At 36.4% G+C, this 18,276-nt stretch carries 22 protein-coding genes; 11 read left to right on the top strand and 11 right to left on the bottom strand.

The features are described 5' to 3' along the window. The first annotated feature begins 35 nt into the window (after window positions 1–35). Both N8A89_RS11425 and N8A89_RS11420 read left to right on the top strand, forming a co-directional pair. Window positions 36–296 carry a hypothetical protein gene (locus N8A89_RS11425; RefSeq protein ID WP_281542397.1) on the top strand — a complete coding sequence of 87 codons (261 nt, stop codon included), beginning with the start codon at window positions 36–38 and terminating at the stop codon, window positions 294–296. Continuing rightward, a complete protein-coding gene (locus tag N8A89_RS11420) occupies window positions 272–538 on the top strand; it encodes a hypothetical protein (protein ID WP_281542396.1) in 267 nt (88 codons plus the stop codon). Before N8A89_RS11425 ends, N8A89_RS11420 begins: the two co-directional genes overlap by 25 nt. 43 nt (window positions 539–581) lie before the next feature. Here N8A89_RS11420 and N8A89_RS11415 read toward each other — a convergent pair whose 3' ends face one another. The 6 genes from N8A89_RS11415 to N8A89_RS11390 all read right to left on the bottom strand — a co-directional run bounded on the left by N8A89_RS11415 (window position 582) and on the right by N8A89_RS11390 (window position 6,642). Continuing rightward, window positions 582–1,361 (bottom strand): hypothetical protein, encoded by a 780-nt coding sequence (locus N8A89_RS11415; RefSeq protein WP_289644336.1) that lies wholly within the window; start codon window positions 1,359–1,361, stop codon window positions 582–584. A gap of 471 nt (window positions 1,362–1,832) precedes the next feature. Continuing rightward, window positions 1,833–2,540, bottom strand: coding sequence for a hypothetical protein (locus N8A89_RS11410; RefSeq protein ID WP_289644335.1), 708 nt, complete (start codon window positions 2,538–2,540; stop codon window positions 1,833–1,835). A gap of 381 nt (window positions 2,541–2,921) precedes the next feature. Continuing rightward, window positions 2,922–4,367, bottom strand: a complete 1,446-nt coding sequence (locus tag N8A89_RS11405) for a hypothetical protein (RefSeq protein ID WP_281542392.1) — start codon at window positions 4,365–4,367, stop codon at window positions 2,922–2,924. Window positions 4,368–4,373: 6 nt separating this feature from the next. Then, on the bottom strand, window positions 4,374–4,658 hold the full coding sequence (locus N8A89_RS11400) for a helix-turn-helix domain-containing protein (RefSeq protein WP_289644334.1): 285 nt from the start codon (window positions 4,656–4,658) through the stop codon (window positions 4,374–4,376). A gap of 82 nt (window positions 4,659–4,740) precedes the next feature. Continuing rightward, the gene (locus tag N8A89_RS11395; protein ID WP_281542390.1) at window positions 4,741–5,385 is read right to left on the bottom strand and encodes a hypothetical protein; all 645 of its coding nucleotides are present in this window, start codon (window positions 5,383–5,385) and stop codon (window positions 4,741–4,743) included. Between the two features lie 6 nt (window positions 5,386–5,391). Further along, window positions 5,392–6,642 (bottom strand): tyrosine-type recombinase/integrase, encoded by a 1,251-nt coding sequence (locus N8A89_RS11390; protein ID WP_289644333.1) that lies wholly within the window; start codon window positions 6,640–6,642, stop codon window positions 5,392–5,394. 750 nt (window positions 6,643–7,392) lie between these two features. Between N8A89_RS11390 and N8A89_RS11385 the strand changes: the two genes are divergently transcribed. Further along, a complete protein-coding gene (locus N8A89_RS11385) occupies window positions 7,393–8,961 on the top strand; it encodes an MFS transporter (protein ID WP_289644332.1) in 1,569 nt (522 codons plus the stop codon). Between the two features lie 41 nt (window positions 8,962–9,002). Here N8A89_RS11385 and N8A89_RS11380 read toward each other — a convergent pair whose 3' ends face one another. After that, window positions 9,003–9,572 carry a DUF427 domain-containing protein gene (locus N8A89_RS11380; RefSeq protein ID WP_289644331.1) on the bottom strand — a complete coding sequence of 190 codons (570 nt, stop codon included), beginning with the start codon at window positions 9,570–9,572 and terminating at the stop codon, window positions 9,003–9,005. Window positions 9,573–10,002: 430 nt separating this feature from the next. Here N8A89_RS11380 and N8A89_RS11375 point away from each other — a divergent pair, with 430 nt between their 5' ends. The 8 genes from N8A89_RS11375 to hpf all read left to right on the top strand — a co-directional run bounded on the left by N8A89_RS11375 (window position 10,003) and on the right by hpf (window position 14,769). Then, the gene (locus N8A89_RS11375) at window positions 10,003–10,746 is read left to right on the top strand and encodes an SDR family oxidoreductase (RefSeq protein ID WP_281542384.1); all 744 of its coding nucleotides are present in this window, start codon (window positions 10,003–10,005) and stop codon (window positions 10,744–10,746) included. Between the two features lie 18 nt (window positions 10,747–10,764). Then, window positions 10,765–10,965 (top strand): hypothetical protein, encoded by a 201-nt coding sequence (locus N8A89_RS11370; RefSeq protein ID WP_289644329.1) that lies wholly within the window; start codon window positions 10,765–10,767, stop codon window positions 10,963–10,965. Window positions 10,966–10,997: 32 nt separating this feature from the next. Then, window positions 10,998–11,237, top strand: coding sequence for a DUF7218 family protein (locus tag N8A89_RS11365; protein WP_281542382.1), 240 nt, complete (start codon window positions 10,998–11,000; stop codon window positions 11,235–11,237). Between the two features lie 38 nt (window positions 11,238–11,275). Beyond that, a complete protein-coding gene (locus tag N8A89_RS11360; RefSeq protein WP_281542381.1) occupies window positions 11,276–12,298 on the top strand; it encodes an AI-2E family transporter in 1,023 nt (340 codons plus the stop codon). A gap of 388 nt (window positions 12,299–12,686) precedes the next feature. Further along, complete coding sequence (locus N8A89_RS11355) at window positions 12,687–13,301, top strand: nitroreductase family protein (RefSeq protein ID WP_281542380.1); 615 nt, start codon at window positions 12,687–12,689, stop codon at window positions 13,299–13,301. A 69-nt stretch (window positions 13,302–13,370) separates the two neighbouring features. Then, window positions 13,371–14,012, top strand: coding sequence for an NADPH-dependent F420 reductase (locus tag N8A89_RS11350; protein ID WP_281542379.1), 642 nt, complete (start codon window positions 13,371–13,373; stop codon window positions 14,010–14,012). Then, window positions 14,013–14,456, top strand: coding sequence for a nucleoside deaminase (locus N8A89_RS11345; protein ID WP_281542378.1), 444 nt, complete (start codon window positions 14,013–14,015; stop codon window positions 14,454–14,456). It begins immediately after the preceding gene. Window positions 14,457–14,469: 13 nt separating this feature from the next. Further along, entirely contained in the window at window positions 14,470–14,769 is a 300-nt protein-coding gene (gene hpf, locus N8A89_RS11340) for a ribosome hibernation-promoting factor, HPF/YfiA family (RefSeq protein WP_281542377.1), read from the top strand. Between the two features lie 179 nt (window positions 14,770–14,948). Here the strand turns inward: hpf and N8A89_RS11335 are convergent, their stop codons facing one another. From N8A89_RS11335 to N8A89_RS11320, 4 genes are all read right to left on the bottom strand, one after another. Further along, complete coding sequence (locus tag N8A89_RS11335; RefSeq protein WP_281542376.1) at window positions 14,949–15,401, bottom strand: arsenate reductase family protein; 453 nt, start codon at window positions 15,399–15,401, stop codon at window positions 14,949–14,951. Window positions 15,402–15,523: 122 nt separating this feature from the next. Beyond that, complete coding sequence (locus N8A89_RS11330) at window positions 15,524–15,757, bottom strand: hypothetical protein (RefSeq protein WP_281542375.1); 234 nt, start codon at window positions 15,755–15,757, stop codon at window positions 15,524–15,526. 247 nt (window positions 15,758–16,004) lie between these two features. Further along, window positions 16,005–16,514, bottom strand: a complete 510-nt coding sequence (locus N8A89_RS11325; RefSeq protein WP_281542374.1) for a peroxiredoxin-like family protein — start codon at window positions 16,512–16,514, stop codon at window positions 16,005–16,007. Window positions 16,515–16,838: 324 nt separating this feature from the next. Further along, on the bottom strand, window positions 16,839–18,233 hold the full coding sequence (locus tag N8A89_RS11320; RefSeq protein WP_281542373.1) for an NAD-dependent succinate-semialdehyde dehydrogenase: 1,395 nt from the start codon (window positions 18,231–18,233) through the stop codon (window positions 16,839–16,841). Between the last annotated feature and the right edge of the window lie 43 nt (window positions 18,234–18,276).

Here is an 18,276-nt window from a genome sequence, read left to right as displayed (position 1 = left end):
GAATATATCCATATTTTAGGATTATATCCAATTTTATGAAGGACATCGTATTTAGGAATTATGATAGTTACGCCATTAAGCATTTGCTTGTTGAGATAGGTGCACATGCATTAAGATTGGAGTGTGAGGCTAAGAAATTAAACTTTCCAAGGAGACTTGGTCAATTCTTTTTGGAGCAAAATGACTTCTGCACTTTTTTAAGGTACAACTACCCACAAATAGGTATAGCGAGTATTATGAAAGTTGATAGATGGGAGTTACCTGAAAAAGGATGGGAAAGAATAAAAACACAATGATGAAAATGTACAGACAACAAAAGCTCTTAGAAAAGTTATTAAAATTTAGATTCAAAAAACACGGATTTAGTCAAATTAAGGTAGAAGTTTATGATAGATTCGATGGAGACTCTTATAAATGTAGATTAGAGATTTTTAAAGGAGGTAAGCAAATTGAGAATAGGATTCTGAAGCATGAAGGTGTACTTGATGGTAATTTTGTAATCGAGGTGGAATATAAATTAGAAAAAATTTTAAGTTGAGTAATATTCTAAAATTGTTTTACGTTTTATTTGGACAAATAAATTACGAAAGTTGTTCTCTTCTGTATCGTGCGATCTCACCTAACAAAACATCGAGATCATTTTTAAAATTCACTTGAGTCTTATTAGGCAGCGTTTCTATTTTTCTTATATGAGTATGCAAATAAGCGTCTGAAATCTTCCTACTGGAGTCATCTAAAATTTTCATGCTTGCCTTAAATGACCTACCTCCATGTTGTCCAATTACACCCTTAAAACTTTTTTGTCCGAAAATTGGTGGTATCTGATCAATAATTGCCCTTATGTGAGGAGTTAGACTTAAAAACATTTGATTTTGATAAGCTAAATTTAGCTCTTCTAGATGTCTTAACAAACGTGTATAATCAAATTGAGGGTCATTTAAATCGATAATTTCTTGTATTCTTATGGAATCAACATAATCTTCTTTTATTTGAGACCTGCTCGTCGAAGAGTTTGACAAGTAACCGAATGGACCTTCTATAAATTCATCAGTCACCAATCTCCCGAATTTTCGCAAGTCTTCATCCCGTAGGTAGAATTCACCCCCCAAATTTTTTCTACCCCAGCCTTTTATTTTAGCTGAAGCTATTAATACTTCTGAATCTTTTATATGTGGATTTTGATGAAGATAAATCTGTATTTCTAAAATGTCCAATAGTGGATAATCTCTGCCTCTTAAAAAGACTTTCTCCTCTCCTAATTCATATGCCTTCAAAACGGTTTTGAATTCTTTTTCATTTAGAACTAAAAAGTTAAAAGTATCGAATACATCTCTTAATAAAATATTGTATTTGTTTCCCATTGTTTGTTTTTACATAGATAGAAACAAAGTTAACCTATTAAGAATATCATAAAAATTAAGTTACTCCGACGGTTTTCTTTATGTAAAGCAATATGTTGCGCTCTCCGATTTAGATTCTGATTACTCAGATTTGTGACCTTGTTATATTTTTTGTTAGCTTTTTTAATTTGACATGAGTTTTTAGGCTCATACCATCATACCACAAGTTAATGTTCTCAATGCTTCAGAAAGATTACTAACAAAATATAACAAATGCGAAACAACGAGAATTAAGGGGGTAGCAGATGACAGAACTACCCCCTTTTCAACTAGCACTAATTTTTGAATTTTTTATAGAGCATTACTGTTATGCCACTACTGACAGCGATCATGTTCCCTTTGATTTTCCAACCTTCATTCAGGTGTTCATTAATCGTGGCCTCAAACTTCGGAGTTGAACTACTTTCTAATAATTTTATTTCTCTTTTCATCTTATCTAATAGTTAGTATTTTATTATAATCAAAATCGATTCTATCTAAATCTTCTGATATTCCTACGTTGTTTACTGAGCCCCAGCCGCCTTTTCTAACGTCTAAATAACTACTTAGAGGCTCTACGATACTCTCTGCTGCTAGATTTAACTTCTTCGCCACTCCTACGTACTCTTTTACTAGTTCCATCGTCTCAAGCTGTTTTTTGTTAGTTGCATAGAGGGTAAATAGTTCTTTCGGAACATCTAAAGTGAAGTCGTTTCCCTTTATAGTCATGAAATCGAACAGTTTGAAGACTTTTTTCTTTGGAGGATTATCGGCATATTCTTTTAATCCCGCTATTTGGCGCCAGAACGTTTCGCAATAATTGTAAAAGCTATGATTGATAGCGTAAAAAGAATGTTCCTTGTTGAGATAGCTTTTATATGAAGATTCAAGCTTGCTTAGTTCTTCCGTATTGTAACCGTAAAGTTCTAAGTATTTTCCGTAGATTATATTCTTCGTTATCTGACTTTTACTCTGCTCATTTTTGTGGTACTTTTCAAAGTAGGCTTGAAAATTACCATCCCTGATGTCTTCACAAGTTATCTTAGGTATTCCTTGCTCGTTCAATTCATTTTTTGCTTTCCAAAGAACATCGAAAGCACCTTCTAGTTTTTTGATGAAATCGTTTCGTTCCTTTTCTTGGTAATACATTTTTTTTCTCATTTTTGAAAAATTTAAAAATTAATACTTATTTAAAATTGTTAGGTGTAGAAGAAGTAGATGTAATTGGATATATTCTTATTTATATAGAATTATTTCTTATGCGTTTAAAATAGAATTACTTCTACTTCTTCTACAAATAGCTTTTGCTGCTACTGTTCTTGGCACTTTACGCCTGTGGATGTAATCATCGGCTCTTCTACAAATTGTAGAAGTAAATTATCTCAGTGGTAAGGTGGCATGTTTTCTAGTGAATTAATTGTTGTATTGTGGCATGTAAACCTTAAAAGTTGAAGCTTCAGCCACTAAAATCAACTTTCGCCTGTAGAAGTAAATTTTTACATCTACAATAATTGTAGAAGAGATTTACCCATTTTCAGTGGCTCAAGAATCGTTTACGAAAGCGATTTTAACTATTCCTCCGCTTTCTCTTTTATCGATTTTATACCCTTTAAAAGCTGCATAAGCTTCCATCCATTTACTTACAATTTTGCTTCTAGAGCGAACTTCCTTTGTCCCTACTTGCATCATTTCAGCTATTTTTTTCAGTCTCCAATAAGTATTAAGTTCATCATAATCGGATTCCATTAGCTCTACGAACTCTTTGGAAGTGATGTTGATTAGCTTCTGAAGTTTTAAATCCGAATTGTCATATTTGACTAGACCCTTTTTTAAGAACATCTGAACGCATTTTATCATGAAAGCATCGAATCTTGCCCATTCGATTACGTTCCATTCGAAAAGAAGCTTCTTAAAGTGCTTTTCAGGCTTGTTCTGAGCATTGAAAAAGTTATTAAGAGTCAGTAAGTGTTTTCTATCCTTGAAACTGTCGGTATCTTGAGGAATGGTATAATTTGTTGTCAGGGCTACTTTAGGACTTTGGAAAAATGGGATACTGATTTTATTTCTATGCTTTCTCTCTATGCTCATGTTATCCGTCAGCGTAGAGAAAAGACTTTCAAAAAGAAACCCTTTAGTAACGTCCTGTAACACTATCAGAGCGGTAGCAATATCGACGTTCTGAAAAACGAACTTATCATTTGTCAAATCCGTTACTTTGCCGTTGTACTCTACAACCATTATCATGTACGAAAGAGCTTTGATTAACAATCCTTTTCCAGATCGTCCAAATGCTTCATTTCTAACCTGACTTAAGATATCAGTAATGATGACCGCATTTGCAATACTAGGATTCTTGTAACTTGAAATCAGGTAGCCGAGAGTACAAACAACGCTCAATAAATGTTCTTTATCGTTCGTAGCAAAGGATAGGAATCTTTCAAAATCAGCGATTTTATTGTCCGCCTTTATATAGTTCCTCTGAATTATTTTCTTTGAAAGTATATACTTACTGCCCTTATTGAATTTTGAATAAGATTGTACTTTTATCTTATTTCGTTTAATAATTACAATCTTATCTATATAGAACAAGCGAACTGTATTCTTTTGATCTCGATATTGCTGTAGTTCTATCTCAGGAAGACTTCCTAGAATTGCCTGTTTACTTATTAAAAAAGCTTCGCCTTCTTTTATGAAACAATTGCGAAGCTCATCACTTTCTTGCTGCTTGACAAGGGCTAGACAGTCGTTAAAAACCTCTTGTTTAGTTTTTAGATAAGCGATATTGTTTATTAAATGAACTGTTTGAATCTCCCCAAAACTAGTGAGCCTACGATATTTATTTTCAACAAGATAATCTTGCAATAGTGCAGGTTCGATTTTGAAAGCAGATTGACCGTTAGTCTTTCTGTAGCTTGCCCAAAATTTAATTTTCTTATCTTTATTTCGACCTTTAGTATTTAAGCCGTGAGAAACTTGACCTTTCTTCATGGCTTTTTACTTTTTAAGCTCTTGTAAGGCTTGCATGATCTCAGAGCGTTTGTAATATCGCCTTGAGCCCGAAATTCCGTAGGCTTTGATTTTGCCTTTGTTAGTCCAAGTCCATAAAGTTGAAAGATTTATGTGAAGAAGCTCAGCTGTCTGCTCCCTGGTAAGCAAATCATCATTTGCGTTTTCGTGAAGGAGTTCTTTTTTAAGAATCTGGATTTCAGAACGAACCCCATCGCTAATAAGCTCGGCGAGTTGTTCTGGTGTAGTTTGAATAAATTGAAGAGTTCCCATTTTAGATGTATTAGAGTTACACCGTAAATTTCATGGGAATTAGAAGAAGTGCTAAACACAGTTACGTGCTTTTATTGTGCTTTTATTGATTTGTCTTCAAAATGGCTTCTAATCTACTTTTATTAAGTTCATATATAGATTTCTTCGAATTTGAGCCAGATTGCCTTGAGTCTATTTTATCTATTACTATATCGTATTCTCCTAAAACATTTACAAATTCTACCCCTTTGCAATTGATAAAATCATCCTTTTTCATAGAATAATAGAGAAAACTATAATTAGCTAGATTATTACCTTCCAATTTATATTGTTCATGCATTTTATAAAATAAAGTATAAGCAAAATCCGAAGCGAAAATATTGGGGTGTGCGTTGACTAATTTTAAATTTTTCGCTTTAAAATCATATAACTTGTTCAATTCATATTCAAAAAATTCAAATAAGTCATTTAAATCCTCTTCTTGCTGTTCAGCAATATCACTAACCTTATAATTATTCTTCATATTAAAATTAGCTTCGGAAATTCTTCTCATCTGCTTCTCTAGAAATTCAATTTTCCTTTCTGAATCTTGAAGATTTTTGAAACTAAATTCAAATTTGCCTTTTAGTTTGTCATATAGATTAACATATTCATTTTCAAATTTATCATTCTCACTGACAATCATATCAGCAAACTCTTTTGCCACTTTTTTGGCAATCTTAACATTGTTTTTCTCCTGATTATTCATTTCAATCTAAAAATAATTAGTTATCTCAAGAGCTAAATCCTTATTGCTCTTTCCTATATAGTTCAGAAACATTCTTTCTGTACTATGACCCGTAATATATATTAGATAAGAAGTAGGTATCTGTCCATAGAAATTAGTTGCAAATGATCTTCTTCCAATGTGTGAAGATACTAGCTCCCATTTCTCGTATTCATCTATTTTTTTCCTAAATTTCTTACTTCCTTCAAACGTCTCGACTTTTTTACCTCCCCGTACTTTTTCATTCAATCCAGCTTCTTGACAAACTGTCTTAATATAGTTATTATAGTTTTGACTAGTTATAGCTCGTGGAAATTCCCCTTCTCTTTTATCAAGAATATCTAGGACTTTAGGATGCAATGGAACGGTCATTATTTTACCTGTTTTCTTTTGAGTAAATTCTATTAACTTTTTTCCGTTTTCAACCCTAATTTTAGTTTTATCCATCTTCATCAAATCAGAGACTCTTTGACCAACATAGCACGATATGACAAGCCAATCTCTTGCATTAACTAGATAGTCTAATTCTAATTCACAGGCTTCAATTTTAGCAATTTCTTCAAAACTTAGATAAATGTTCTCAACCTTTTCTTCTCTTACTTTGACTCTCTCTAGCTGATGACTAGTTTCTAAGCCGTTGAATTTTGCATGGGTGCAAATAGCTTTGATAGAATAGACTAATCTACCGATATAGTTTGTCGAATACCCCTCGGACATACAGAAATTTTGAAAGTCGTTCTTAAAAGCTAAATCTATGTCTTTCACATGCAGCTGCCTTCTTCTACTCGCCTCATATTTAATCAACAGGCTCTTTATTACTCCGTAATTTTTAATTGTCTGTTTTGCGATACTGTTCTTTTTATCCTCTATGAAATAATCGTAATACTTGAGTATAGCTGTTGGATATTCATTTTCATTACTTTTCGGATTATAGTAGATATCCAATTGATTTGTCAACCAAGATTTATCTACACCTAACGCAGAAGTATTTTCAAAAGCACTAAGGATATGATTTTCGATGTTGTTGAGTTCATTTCCAATTTCAATCTGCTTGTTCTTTATAGAAATATCTCGAGTATTCTTTTTGAGATGTAGGTTTAACCAATAATCTTTAGAAACAACAAGTTTTGTTTTAGCACCATAGACTTTGTCTACACCATCTTTAGTTCTGAACAATAGACGAACATTTAAAGGTGCATTATTCTTTATAGAGCGATACAGAAAATTTACACTAGCCATCTGAAATAGTTTACCGTACAAATATATATTAATTTGTACGGTGTAGGGCAATCTAATTCAATTTAATCAAATCATATAAAATATTCATGTATGGTCTTAAATACTATCTTTGTTGGGTTCTTGAAGTTAGTGTTATGATTTACGGTAGTTATAGGATTTGTTGATATTGGATAATCGTACTACCGCCTCGAGTACTTAAACCCTTGTTAATCATTTGATTTTCAAGGGTTTTATTTTTATTTGCATCGATTTCGGCATTAAACTAAAGTCCGATACTACTCTAAATCAAAAAGGATTTGTCCACTGTTTTCCCATTGGCCCTAAAGCATCAATATAACCAAATAGGTAGTCCATTTTATATTAAATTTTTTCAAAATCTCAATTGAGAGATAAATTGGAAGATGTTTCATCCATCCCAATATTGGCAAGAAATTCTTCGATACCGTCAAACAAAAATCGAGATAATGTCTATCTTTCCAAAAAGATTGTTAAAAGGTATGGAATGACTCCTTAAGATTTCAAATTCTTGAGTGGCAAGCCTGCAAAAATCCTAGGAAGCGGTACCCATACCTAATAATATTGTAAAAGTCCTTCGTGAAAACGAGGGACTTTTGTTATTTTCTTGACATATTTGTCCTTTAGAGCATCTCAAGTAATAGTATAGCTCTAACCTTTTTAAACAGATGTACAGCTCTCAGTATTCTCTATTCATACAATTATGATAAAATCAAAATATCCCTATTCGTAAGTATGAGCAAAGAAACCTCAAGTCCTTACAAGAATACTTTTTTTCTATTGTTCGTAATAGCCACCTTTATCTCTAATACTGGTACCTGGCTTTTTACGGTAGGTTCTGGTTGGTTAATGACTGAATTGGATTCGTCTGCTTTTATGGTTTCGCTGGTCCAAACCGCTACATTGATTCCCTTGTTTATTTTGGCACTTCCAACGGGTGCAATAGGGGATCTTTACAATCAAAAAAAGATTATTATCATTTCCCAGAGTCTACTGGTACTTAACACACTTATTTTTGCGTACATCGTTTATCTGGAAAAGGCAACCGTTTTTCTTTTATTATTTTTTACTTTATTAAACGGAATTGGTGCGGCATTCTCCCGTCCAGTTCTGGCGGCACTCACCCCCCAACTCGTACCGAAATCCCAACTTAGAACCGCTGTGAACCTTACGGGTATTGCCTATAATTTAAGTAGGGCATTAGGGCCAATCTTAGGAGGGACCTTAGTAACCATGTATGCTCTGGACCTACCTTTTTGGATAGACGCCTTATCATTTGGAGCCGTAGTTTTGGTAATATCGTTTTGGAAGCGTAGAACAAAAAATGAGAAACTTCCAGATCAAAAATTGATGCATTCAATGGGAGATTCCATACGATTTTTAAGGTATACACCTGCACTATACCATAGTATCATACGTGCGCTACTTTTTTTCTTCCCGGCCGCTGCCCTTTGGGCATTCATGCCACTAATTGCTAAACAGCAGTTTAGTGGAGGGGCCGACCTTTATGGCTATCTACTCGGTGCTTCTGGAATCGGCGCCGTTTCAAGTGTTTCATTTTCTAATTTTATAACCCGCAAATTAGGAGCCGGAAGGTTAACCATGGTCGTATCCATTCTACTTGGCGTGTCCCTATTCTTTCTAGGCCTTACCACCTCAAAATATTATGCGATAGGCATTTGTTTTTTAGCTGGCGTATGCTGGCAGCTATCCTTTACCAGTATAATGACATCTGCACAATACGCTTTACCCAAATGGTACGGCGCACGTGGTATAGCATACTTTCTTATGGCAATGTCCGGTAGTATGGGCATAGGAAGTGCATTGTGGGGATTGTTTGCTGACCAGACAAGTTTACAAAACGGTCTGTACGCAGCTGGAATTGCTAGCGCAATAATCGCTTTAATTGGACAAAGATTTCCCCTCGACCTCGCAAAAGATTTTAACTTTAAAAAGGCATCCGAGGTTTCAGTACCCTCGGTTTCTGAAAAGAAGGATAATGGTGGATGGGTAATGGTGCATATCAATTACACTATAAACCATGAAATTAAAACAGAAGCTATAGAAAGAATCAGTGCCCTTAAAAATAAGCGATATCGAGGTGGCGCAAGAAACTGGAGACTGTTTTCACCTGAGGAGAATAAAAACCAACTCATTGAAACTTATTACGAACCTTCCTTAAACCAATTGATTAGACATCAAAAACAAGTGACGGTATACGATAAGGAATCCGAAGAGGAATTGAGTAAATGGATTACTAATAAAGGAGGTCACATTGAGCGTTTATTTTTTCATGAGGTTTAATTCTACTATTTCAACTAGTCAAGCCCCTGAAATTTTCTAGTTTACCAATGTTCCGTTCCCCTTTCCCCCTTAAAAGGCCCGGTCAAGTCTGGAGTAATCCAACCGGCATAAAATTCACCGGGTTGTGCCACTACTTGTTTACCATCTACAAAACATTCAAGAAAATGAGGATAGAAGGCTATGTGATCCTTTAATTCTTCAAATTCCGGAAATGGCTTTGGATATGACCAAGCTACGGGACGGTCAACCATGGCACTCAAGGCCCAGTATACTGCACTGCCCTTCCATTCACACATCGAAGTCTTTCCGGATATTTTTATAAGTGTATTCATGTCAATGTCACACTGAGGTATGTAATAGGTAGGTGGACTAGCGGTCTCCAGGACTGCTAGCCCCCTAAGGGAATTTGCGATCTCTTGGCCTTGATATTTAACCACAATGGGTTTATTTACTTTTTCTATAATCGGAGGACGTGGGAAATCCCAAACGGAGCGCTGCCCTTTCTTCGGTTTTATCGTAAATGGCGGTCTTTCTTCACCCGTATGACTCCAGCTTTCACGAGCCTTTTGCAACCAGTTTGGCGCTATTTTTCTTTTCTCATCTGATTTCATGAATTAATCCTTAATTGTTAGAGTATGAATTGCTGTAAGATTTGGAATATTAAGACATAATACTTCAATATTTTTAATTTACAGTCATTTAATTATTGAACAACGAACATGAACAATAAGTTTTTACAATATTGAATCCCAAGAAATTCGAATAGGAACGGGGTTTGAACCCTAACAAAATTCATGTTTGAACATTTTGAATTCTATAGGCTATCTCTGGGCCACAATCGCAGAACCTTAGTCGTTGCACACTTGCTCATAGCTACCGTTTTAAGCTAGAATTCATTATCCACCAAGTAAATTTTCAATTGAGGAAGTCAAAACCTTTTTGAAGTCAAGATTTTTTTTGATGTCGTTAAGATGATTCCTTCTAATTTAAAATATTTGAAAGAAATGAATCATGGGAAAATTTCCCTTAAAAAAGAATAATATGGATATACATAACAAAATAGTCATCATAACCGGAGCTTCTAGCGGAATAGGCGCAGCGACCGCAAAAAAATTAGCGAAGGAAGGTGCAAAAGTGGTTTTAACCGCCCGAAGGAAAGAAAGGTTAATGGAGCTAAAGGAAGCTATCGAAAAGAACGGAGGTGAGGCCCTAGTAGTCACTGGAGATGTCACAAATAAATCAGATTACGAAAATCTAGTGGCGCAAACCTTGGCGAAATTTGGGCGTATTGATGTTTTAATTAATAATGCCGGACTAATGCCGCTTTCCTATATCAAGAAATTAAATACCGATGAATGGGAAAAAATGGTAGACGTCAACATCAAAGGAGTGTTGAACGGTGTCGCCGCCGTTTTGCCCGCAATGATAGCCAACAAGAGCGGACACATTATTAATATTTCATCCAGTGCGGCCCACAATTATTTCCCAGGCGGAGCGGTCTACTGTGCCACAAAAGCGGCCGTAAAAATGTTCTCAGAAGGTTTGCGACAAGAACTGGCCCCAAAATATGGAATAAACGTAACATCAATAGAACCTGGTGCGGTTTCAACCGAATTAACGGATACCATTACCGACGAAGATATTAAAGAACAGTTTAAAGAGATGCAGAAAATGACGTTCTTAGAAGCGGAGGATATTGCAGAAGCTATTCATTATGCTTTAGCGCAACCCGCCCGGGCCAATATCAATGACGTATTCATTATGCCCACGGAACAACAACGCTAATTTCAAAAAAACGATATTATGGAAAAATTGGGAAAAGATGATAGCTGGAAAGCAACCGATAGTTCTCCGGTAGACACAAAGCAAAAGGACGGTGTCGGAGTTCGCAATCAGACCACGAAAGCATCAGAAGGTAAGTTTCCTTTAGCCACTATCATAATAATTGTTCTACTGCTGATTATTGTCGGTTTTTTTCTTTTTCTTGGAGTTGGTTCTAATTGAATATCCATTTATAAAAATCTAAATTGATTATTATGAGCATACCGAGTGTTAAGAATGAAGAACAATATGAAGCCTTACGCGATAAAGGGTATAGTAAGGAAAAATCCGCTAGAATTGCGAATACTCCGAAAGCCGGTGAAAAAGGCGGTAAGGCAAAACCTTATGACGAGTGGACCAAGAAAGAACTCTACGAACAGGCAAAAAATGTAGGAATAGAAGGTCGTTCCAAAATGGATAAGGAAGAATTGATAAAAGCCTTACGAAATAACTGAAAAGTAATTTTTTCAGACTATATTTTTCAACATTAGCTATGAGCACCATAGACCCTAAAGTAGTTCGTCAAATATTCGTCCTCCTATTAATAGTATTAATGGGAGCATTAATCTTTACAGAAATGGCTCCCTATCTATCAGGAATACTTGGGGCTATTACCATGTATGTGCTTTTGAAAAAAAGCATGGGCAAACTAGTAAAGAAAGGATGGCATCCCAATCTGGCGGCAGGATTATTAATGTTGGTCTCATTCATAGCCATCTTACTTCCTATTTCCGGTGCCGCTTTCATGTTGGGCAATAAAATCCAGAAAGCGGTAAAGAATTCAGAAAAGGTAGTACAAGCGTTTAAATCCCAGTTGGGCAATTGGGAGGACCGTTTAGGCTATGACTTCAGCTCACAAATTGATACCGCTGCTGTTTCCAGTTGGTTGTCAAACAATTTACAAGGTTTTGCTGGAAGTACGTTTACTACGGTAATTTCTATTTCCATCATGTACTTCGTGCTTTTTTATATGTTGACCAATCGTAAACAACTTCGCGAGTCTTTGTTTGAGTACATTCCTGTAAGTGAAGAAAATCTTAAGATAATAGGTAGTGAAACCCGTGAAATGGTACGCGCCAATGCCTTGGGAATTCCGTTAGTAGCACTAGCCCAGGGTGTTGTTTCTTTGATAGGCTTCTTTATTTTTGGTATTGAGAGTCCGTTTTTCTGGGCGGTAATCGTAACCATTGGTTCTATGATTCCGTTCGTAGGAAACTTATTGGGAACCATACCGGTCTTCATATTAACGCTTTCCAACGGGAGCTCTTTTCAAGCTTGGGGAATTCTGTTATATGGTATTATCGTGGTTGGTACAACGGATAACCTTATACGCCTATACCTTCTTCAGAAACTGGATAATGTACATCCACTAATAACGCTCATTGGCGTGATTGTCGGAATTCCATTATTTGGATTTATTGGTCTCATTTTTGGTCCTCTTTTAATCAGTTTATTCCTTATCATTGTCCGTATCTACAGAAAGGAGTACGGGAAAGACGGCCAAGCTAAATTATAATACCCTCTTTGCATTGTTGGAACCTTTGCATATATGTCTTTTATCTAATGGCGATAAAGATTAAATCGTAGCGCCCAACCGACTTTGAGTTTTATTGCATTAAGATTTATTGGATTCACGTCAACCCTTGTACCTGTAATTAAATAATTTCATGGTTGTTTAAATCTAATATTAGAAGTCTTCCTAAAGTATAAGGAATAACCTAAAAAACTCCTATTTGGATACGAAGGAGGTGCAATTACAACTTGCTAAAAGAAAAATACTCTCGGTGAAATGGCAAGAAGTTTCTGAGAATAATTCCTTTGTGCGATATGCCAGATTTAGTTTATAGTCAACAAGGAGATGGTGCAGATAAAAATTAAAAAAAATGTAAAATTTAATTATAAAAATGATGAATGAAGCGGAACAAGTACAACTAGATAACATAGCGAACAACGACTATGAAATTTACGCCTTATTGAAGCAAAGGTATAGCCCAAGAACCTTCAAGGACGAAAAAATAAGTGAGAAACATATTAAACAACTGTTTGAGGCCGTAAGATGGTCGGCGAGTTCGAACAACTTGCAGCCTTGGCGATTTATTTATGGGGTAAAAGGTACAGAAGCCTATAAGACCATTTTCAATTGTCTAAGCGATTTCAACCAGTCATGGGCAGATACTGCACCACTATTAATATTAACTGCTTATAAAGAGAAGAAGGACGATGGAGGTGAAAATTTTCATGCTTTGCATGATTTGGGACTATGCTTGGGCAATATGACCGTGCAAGCACAATATCTAGGAATAGGTATGCACCACATGGCCGGAGTAGATTGGCAAAAAGCTCAGGATGTTTTTGATGTACCCGATGGCTTTCATATCTCAACGGCCATAGCTTTAGGTTATTATGGCGGCGATCTTGGTGAACTGTCCGAAGAATTACAGGAGCAGGAAACTGAAAAGCGCGAACGTATTCCGCTTCAGCAATTTGCCTTTGACGGCAAATGGAGTGACAAACAGTAGAATAGAATATATTGAAAGGGATTTCACAAGAGTATATGATTCATGGGACTTCTCTAAATTGAAGTTATTATGAAAATAGGAATTATTGGAAGCGGTAATATTGGTGGAAACCTAGGTAAGCACTGGGCCAAAGCTGGTCATGAAGTATTGTTCAGCTCTAGGCACCCGAAAGAATTGGGTAGTTTGGTAAAAGAAGCAGGTGACAATGCCAAAGCACTAAGCGTTAAAGAAGCCTTTGAGGCAAATGCGGATGTTTATCTTTTGGCAATCCCCTTCAAGGCTATAGACAAAATATCGGAACTTTATGCGGGCGAATATTTCAAGAAGGTCATCATAGATGCTACCAATCCCTATCCAGAAAGGGACGGCGAAATGGCGCAAGAAGTACGTGATGCCAATTACAACGCTTCGGAATATACCGCAATGAAATTCAGCACCGCCCTAACGGCAAAAGCATTCAATACAATTAAAGCGCATCACCTTAGGGACCGTGCCTTTAGAAATACGGATAGGTTAGCCGTACCCTTCGCCGCCCAAGACCAAAGGAGCCAAGACATTACGAAGCAACTAATTGAGGATGTTGGTTTTGACGCTGTTTATGTGGGTACGTTGGATGCCACAAAGATCATGGATCCGGAGCAAGAAATTTATGGTAAATCCACGTCTGCTGCCGAAATGAGAGAATTACTAAACGAAATAGGGATAGTGTAAATGGACAATGATCATCAATATTTTATGCAGCGTGCCATAGTTCTTGCAAAACAAGGTAAAAATTCAGGGAATGGAGCATTTGGCGCAGTTGTTGTCATGGATGGCGAAATTATTGCAGAAAGTCATAATACGGTAAACGAAAGTACAGACTGTACGCAACATGCCGAACTTGCCGCCATACAGAAAGCCTGTAGCACCCTTCAAAATAAAGATTTGGGGCAGTGTATACTTTACACTAGTTGTGAACCCTGTATGATGTGTTTAGGCGCTTGCTATTGGGCAAATTTCAAAACTATCTATTACGGGGCATCATCAAAAGATGCCAAGGATTTTGGGTATATTTATTCAGAAATGTACTATGCATCCGAAGAAAACAAGAGAAGAGAAGAATTTAAACTAAAACAATTGCTACGCGATGAAGCGGTAGCGGTCTGGAAAGATTAAAAAAACGATTACTATGCAGATAATATATGAGTACCATGACGTATCAGGAAGTCCACGTTTAGAAGAACTGTCGAAGGAAAAACTGGAGTACCTACATAAAAAGTATGATTTCGTACATCGGGCAGATGTGTTCTTCAAGCAACAGAACAGAAGTGACGATAAGGAGATGATAGTTGATATACGGTTAAGTATGCCAGGCCCGCGCATCTTTGCCTCAACCAACGCGGAAACTTTTGAGTCAGCCCTGTCGGAAACCATACGTGACTTGGAAGATCAATTACGTAAAGTCAAGGAAAAATCTAAGGAATATTAGTATCCAAAAAAAGGTGTTATAAATATTGCCTATCCCTATATATTTAGAGATGTTATTTGAACACTTACCTTGGAATTAAGGGGAAGTGTAAATGTTAAGCATTAACCCGTTTAAATTTGAAAATAGGAAAAAGCCACTAATATGTATTAGTGGCTTTTTTTATGTTTTTTGAGATTCGTTTATATAAAATCCTCATCCTCAGTGGCAGACGAAGTCTTTGGCGGTTTATGTCCCATGGTCTTTTCAAGACCTGCCGAGTCTACGCCGAAGAATTGAAGAATTTCAGAGCGATTGGATATCAACATAGCCTTATCCCCATTAACGGCTATTGGCCTTCGCAACAATCCTGGGTTATTATTAATGATTTTCAACCAATCATCAGTATCAAAATTCTTCGTGTCTTCACCTTCAAGTCCATTGCCATTTCCTTTTTCAAAAATTTCTCCCAAAGGCATCCCCAAATTTTCAGCTAGTTCTATCCAGATAGAATCAGCGATTTTTTCATTGGCAATATCTATTGTTTCAACCTTTGTACGAGCTCCTTGGACGTAACCCAATACCTGTTTGCCCAAATGGGAAAGTGAACTATAAATATAAGTTAGTTGTCTTTTATTACGAGATAATATCGCCATTGTTTTTGATAATTTAATTTACTTTGATACCCGAACTGATAATGACCTTGGCATTAAAAAGCCGATATCCCCATGTTTTTAATTGCCGTACAGCGTCAAATTCGAATTTACTATTAAAATCACTAAAATTCAATATAGCTCAATTCTAAAACTTTATCAAAAACATATCCTCGAAAATAGATTTGAGAATATTTATTTTGGATTTTTGGCGTCGCTACAATATATAATTTATCTGCACTATAGTTTATGTCTGTCAGAAGGTTTTCAGAAACTTTCTTTTTACCCGTCCCTTGTAATTGACGAGCAACAAAAATCATAAATACATATAAAGTCAATAATAATAGGCTTGTTCTCATGACATTTTATTTAAATTCACGCCGAGTAGGATTCTAAATTAGGGGACTCTCAAACTTATGAATGACTTATTTAAATATAGTTTTGCCTTTTATACCCCAAAACATTTCTTTTCAAAAAAGCCTGCAGATCTTTAAAAGAACCTTAAATTGAAAGAAATAAAAGTATTGATGTTGGTAGGCCTACTTTTGAATTAAAAAAGAAAAAGCCTCCAATTTGGAGGCTCACAGTTCCTAATATATTGGAGAATTATTCCCCTCCCCTAGCTGGATATTCATTCTTTGTAATATAATCGATAGCATTTAGAATATCTTCCCATTGAGGTCTGGCAAAGGGCATTGTCTGAATAGCACTCGCATAGAGTGTATTGTCCGGGCGTACTAGAAACAAACCAGGTTCGCAAAATTGATCCGGTTCATTTTCCGATATTCCTTCTGAAACGTAGAGACCCAAATTCCGTGCAGTTTCTATGGATAATTCATATCCAACAGGAAGTTCGGATATATTCCACTCCTCGCCGGCCTTTTTTGCGCGTTCTTCCGAATCGCAGCTTATAGCGATTAAATGAACCCCGCGCTCACTGAAATCATCTAATTTTTTTGATAGTTCTTGCAAATATTTCTTACACACTGGGCAATGCAAACCACGGTAAAAAACAATCATAGTAAATGTTTCGCTCTCTTGGGCGTACAAACTCCATTGGGTATCATTTATGAGTTGTACTTGTAAATCGGGTATTTCTGTTTTTGGCTTAATCATCTTCAATTTTTTTATGATTTTTAAAAATAAGGATTGCGCCTATGAATGTTTATTTTAAAAGCGTTGATAATTGACGCAAATCAGAGGAACAGGGTATTCTCGGAATTAAATCGTTTTTAGGCACAAATTTTAAGTAATCACATCCATTGTATTATCATTAATAAACTATCGTTGAATAATCAATGTTTTCAGACTTCTACTGGGTTCCCTTATAATTTCATTTTAAAAAGTCGGCTTTGTGCCGACTTTTCTATTCGATTAATGTTTAAACACTTTTGCTCAAATCGAAATTATCTTAGAGCCGTTCCAAAGGGATTAATTTTACTACGATTGCAATTTCATAATTGCCTTTGCATTCGTAAATTCCCTAATCCCAAAGCCTCCATGTTCCCGTCCATGACCTGAATTCTTTACACCACCAAAGGGCATATTGGGTTGTGCCAACCCAAAGGAGTTGATAAATACCATTCCAGTATCAAAATTTTCCTTTGCCAATTTCATGGCCTTATCCTCATCTTTAGAGAAAATACCCCCACCTAATCCAAACCTACTATCATTGGCAATCCGCATGGCGTCATCGTCGTCTTTAGCACGTATTAGGGAAGCTACCGGGCCAAAAAGCTCATCGTCGTAAGCTGGTTGACCTGGGAGGACATTGTCCAACACGGTAGATGGGTAATAGTAACCTTTGCCATCCGGGACCTCTCCACCAGTTAAAATTCGAGCACCTTTATCAACGCTCTCTTTAACTTGGTCAATAAGTTTTTCACGCAAGTCTTCCCGGGCCATAGGTCCCAAATCCGTAGCCTCTTCCGTAGGATTACCTAATTTTACCGCCTTCATGCGCTTTACAAAGGCATCCTTAAATTCTTCGTAAACCGAATCTACCACAATAAAACGCTTTGCGGCGACGCAGGTTTCCCCGTTATTGTAAATTCTTCCCTCGGCACAAGTTTTTGCGGCCATCTGTATATCCGCATCTCCCAAAACAATATAGGCATCATTACTACCCAATTCCAGTACTGTCTTCTTTAAAGCGGCACCGGCTTTTTTTGCGATTATCTTTCCAGCTTCCTCGCTACCCGTTAGGGTAACACCTCTCACCAATTCGTTCTCAATAACTTTATCAGATTGGTCATGGTCAATAATCAAAACGCTGAACAAATTTTTAGGCAAACCTGCTTCTTCATAAATTTCCTGAAGTAACAAGGCAGAGCCCGTTACGTTCTCCGCATGCTTTAATAATACTCCGTTACCAGCCATTAAATTAGAAATAGAATAGCGCACGGCCTGGTAAGCCGGAAAATTCCAAGGCTGTATGCCGTAAATCACACCTATTGGAGCATGCGTTATCGTGCCCTTCCCGCCTTCCGGTAATTCACGCTTCTCATCCGCTAAATGCTTTGGACCATGAGCCGCCGTATATTTACATATTGCAGAACAGAGGTCAATCTCCTGTTCACCTTGTTTTAATAGTTTTCCCATCTCCTGGGTCATGAGTTCGGAGAATTCCCTTTTTCTTTCCTGTAAGACCTTCCCTATTTTCTCGATGATAGTACCTCTTTCATCAATGGGTCTACTTCGCCATTCCAAAAACGCCTTATGGCAATTTTCTACAGTCTGGTCTGCTTCTTCTTGGGTCATTAATTCATAATGTTTTATCTCATTCCCATTCGCAGGATTTATCGTAGTAAATCCAATTTCATTCTTTGTTTCCATAGTATTTTTTTTCAAATTATAGCTTTTAAGAAATTACTTAAAG

Source organism: Maribacter aestuarii, assembly GCF_027474845.2.
GTDB classification, from domain to species: domain Bacteria; phylum Bacteroidota; class Bacteroidia; order Flavobacteriales; family Flavobacteriaceae; genus Maribacter; species Maribacter aestuarii.
This window is presented reverse-complemented; position numbering and strand designations above follow the sequence as displayed.

What these genes read in the sequence shown, in the direction of transcription:
- N8A89_RS11425 (WP_281542397.1), top strand. Translation starts at nt 36, where the DNA reads ATGAAGGACATCGTATTTAGGAATTATGATAGTTACGCCATTAAGCAT.
- N8A89_RS11420 (WP_281542396.1), top strand. Translation starts at nt 272, where the DNA reads ATGGGAAAGAATAAAAACACAATGATGAAAATGTACAGACAACAAAAG.
- N8A89_RS11415 (WP_289644336.1), bottom strand. Translation starts at nt 1,361, where the DNA reads ATGGGAAACAAATACAATATTTTATTAAGAGATGTATTCGATACTTTT.
- N8A89_RS11410 (WP_289644335.1), bottom strand. Translation starts at nt 2,540, where the DNA reads ATGAGAAAAAAAATGTATTACCAAGAAAAGGAACGAAACGATTTCATC.
- N8A89_RS11405 (WP_281542392.1), bottom strand. Translation starts at nt 4,367, where the DNA reads ATGAAGAAAGGTCAAGTTTCTCACGGCTTAAATACTAAAGGTCGAAAT.
- N8A89_RS11400 (WP_289644334.1), bottom strand. Translation starts at nt 4,658, where the DNA reads ATGGGAACTCTTCAATTTATTCAAACTACACCAGAACAACTCGCCGAG.
- N8A89_RS11395 (WP_281542390.1), bottom strand. Translation starts at nt 5,385, where the DNA reads ATGAATAATCAGGAGAAAAACAATGTTAAGATTGCCAAAAAAGTGGCA.
- N8A89_RS11390 (WP_289644333.1), bottom strand. Translation starts at nt 6,642, where the DNA reads ATGGCTAGTGTAAATTTTCTGTATCGCTCTATAAAGAATAATGCACCT.
- N8A89_RS11385 (WP_289644332.1), top strand. Translation starts at nt 7,393, where the DNA reads ATGAGCAAAGAAACCTCAAGTCCTTACAAGAATACTTTTTTTCTATTG.
- N8A89_RS11380 (WP_289644331.1), bottom strand. Translation starts at nt 9,572, where the DNA reads ATGAAATCAGATGAGAAAAGAAAAATAGCGCCAAACTGGTTGCAAAAG.
- N8A89_RS11375 (WP_281542384.1), top strand. Translation starts at nt 10,003, where the DNA reads ATGGATATACATAACAAAATAGTCATCATAACCGGAGCTTCTAGCGGA.
- N8A89_RS11370 (WP_289644329.1), top strand. Translation starts at nt 10,765, where the DNA reads ATGGAAAAATTGGGAAAAGATGATAGCTGGAAAGCAACCGATAGTTCT.
- N8A89_RS11365 (WP_281542382.1), top strand. Translation starts at nt 10,998, where the DNA reads ATGAGCATACCGAGTGTTAAGAATGAAGAACAATATGAAGCCTTACGC.
- N8A89_RS11360 (WP_281542381.1), top strand. Translation starts at nt 11,276, where the DNA reads ATGAGCACCATAGACCCTAAAGTAGTTCGTCAAATATTCGTCCTCCTA.
- N8A89_RS11355 (WP_281542380.1), top strand. Translation starts at nt 12,687, where the DNA reads ATGATGAATGAAGCGGAACAAGTACAACTAGATAACATAGCGAACAAC.
- N8A89_RS11350 (WP_281542379.1), top strand. Translation starts at nt 13,371, where the DNA reads ATGAAAATAGGAATTATTGGAAGCGGTAATATTGGTGGAAACCTAGGT.
- N8A89_RS11345 (WP_281542378.1), top strand. Translation starts at nt 14,013, where the DNA reads ATGGACAATGATCATCAATATTTTATGCAGCGTGCCATAGTTCTTGCA.
- hpf (WP_281542377.1), top strand. Translation starts at nt 14,470, where the DNA reads ATGCAGATAATATATGAGTACCATGACGTATCAGGAAGTCCACGTTTA.
- N8A89_RS11335 (WP_281542376.1), bottom strand. Translation starts at nt 15,401, where the DNA reads ATGGCGATATTATCTCGTAATAAAAGACAACTAACTTATATTTATAGT.
- N8A89_RS11330 (WP_281542375.1), bottom strand. Translation starts at nt 15,757, where the DNA reads ATGAGAACAAGCCTATTATTATTGACTTTATATGTATTTATGATTTTT.
- N8A89_RS11325 (WP_281542374.1), bottom strand. Translation starts at nt 16,514, where the DNA reads ATGATTAAGCCAAAAACAGAAATACCCGATTTACAAGTACAACTCATA.
- N8A89_RS11320 (WP_281542373.1), bottom strand. Translation starts at nt 18,233, where the DNA reads ATGGAAACAAAGAATGAAATTGGATTTACTACGATAAATCCTGCGAAT.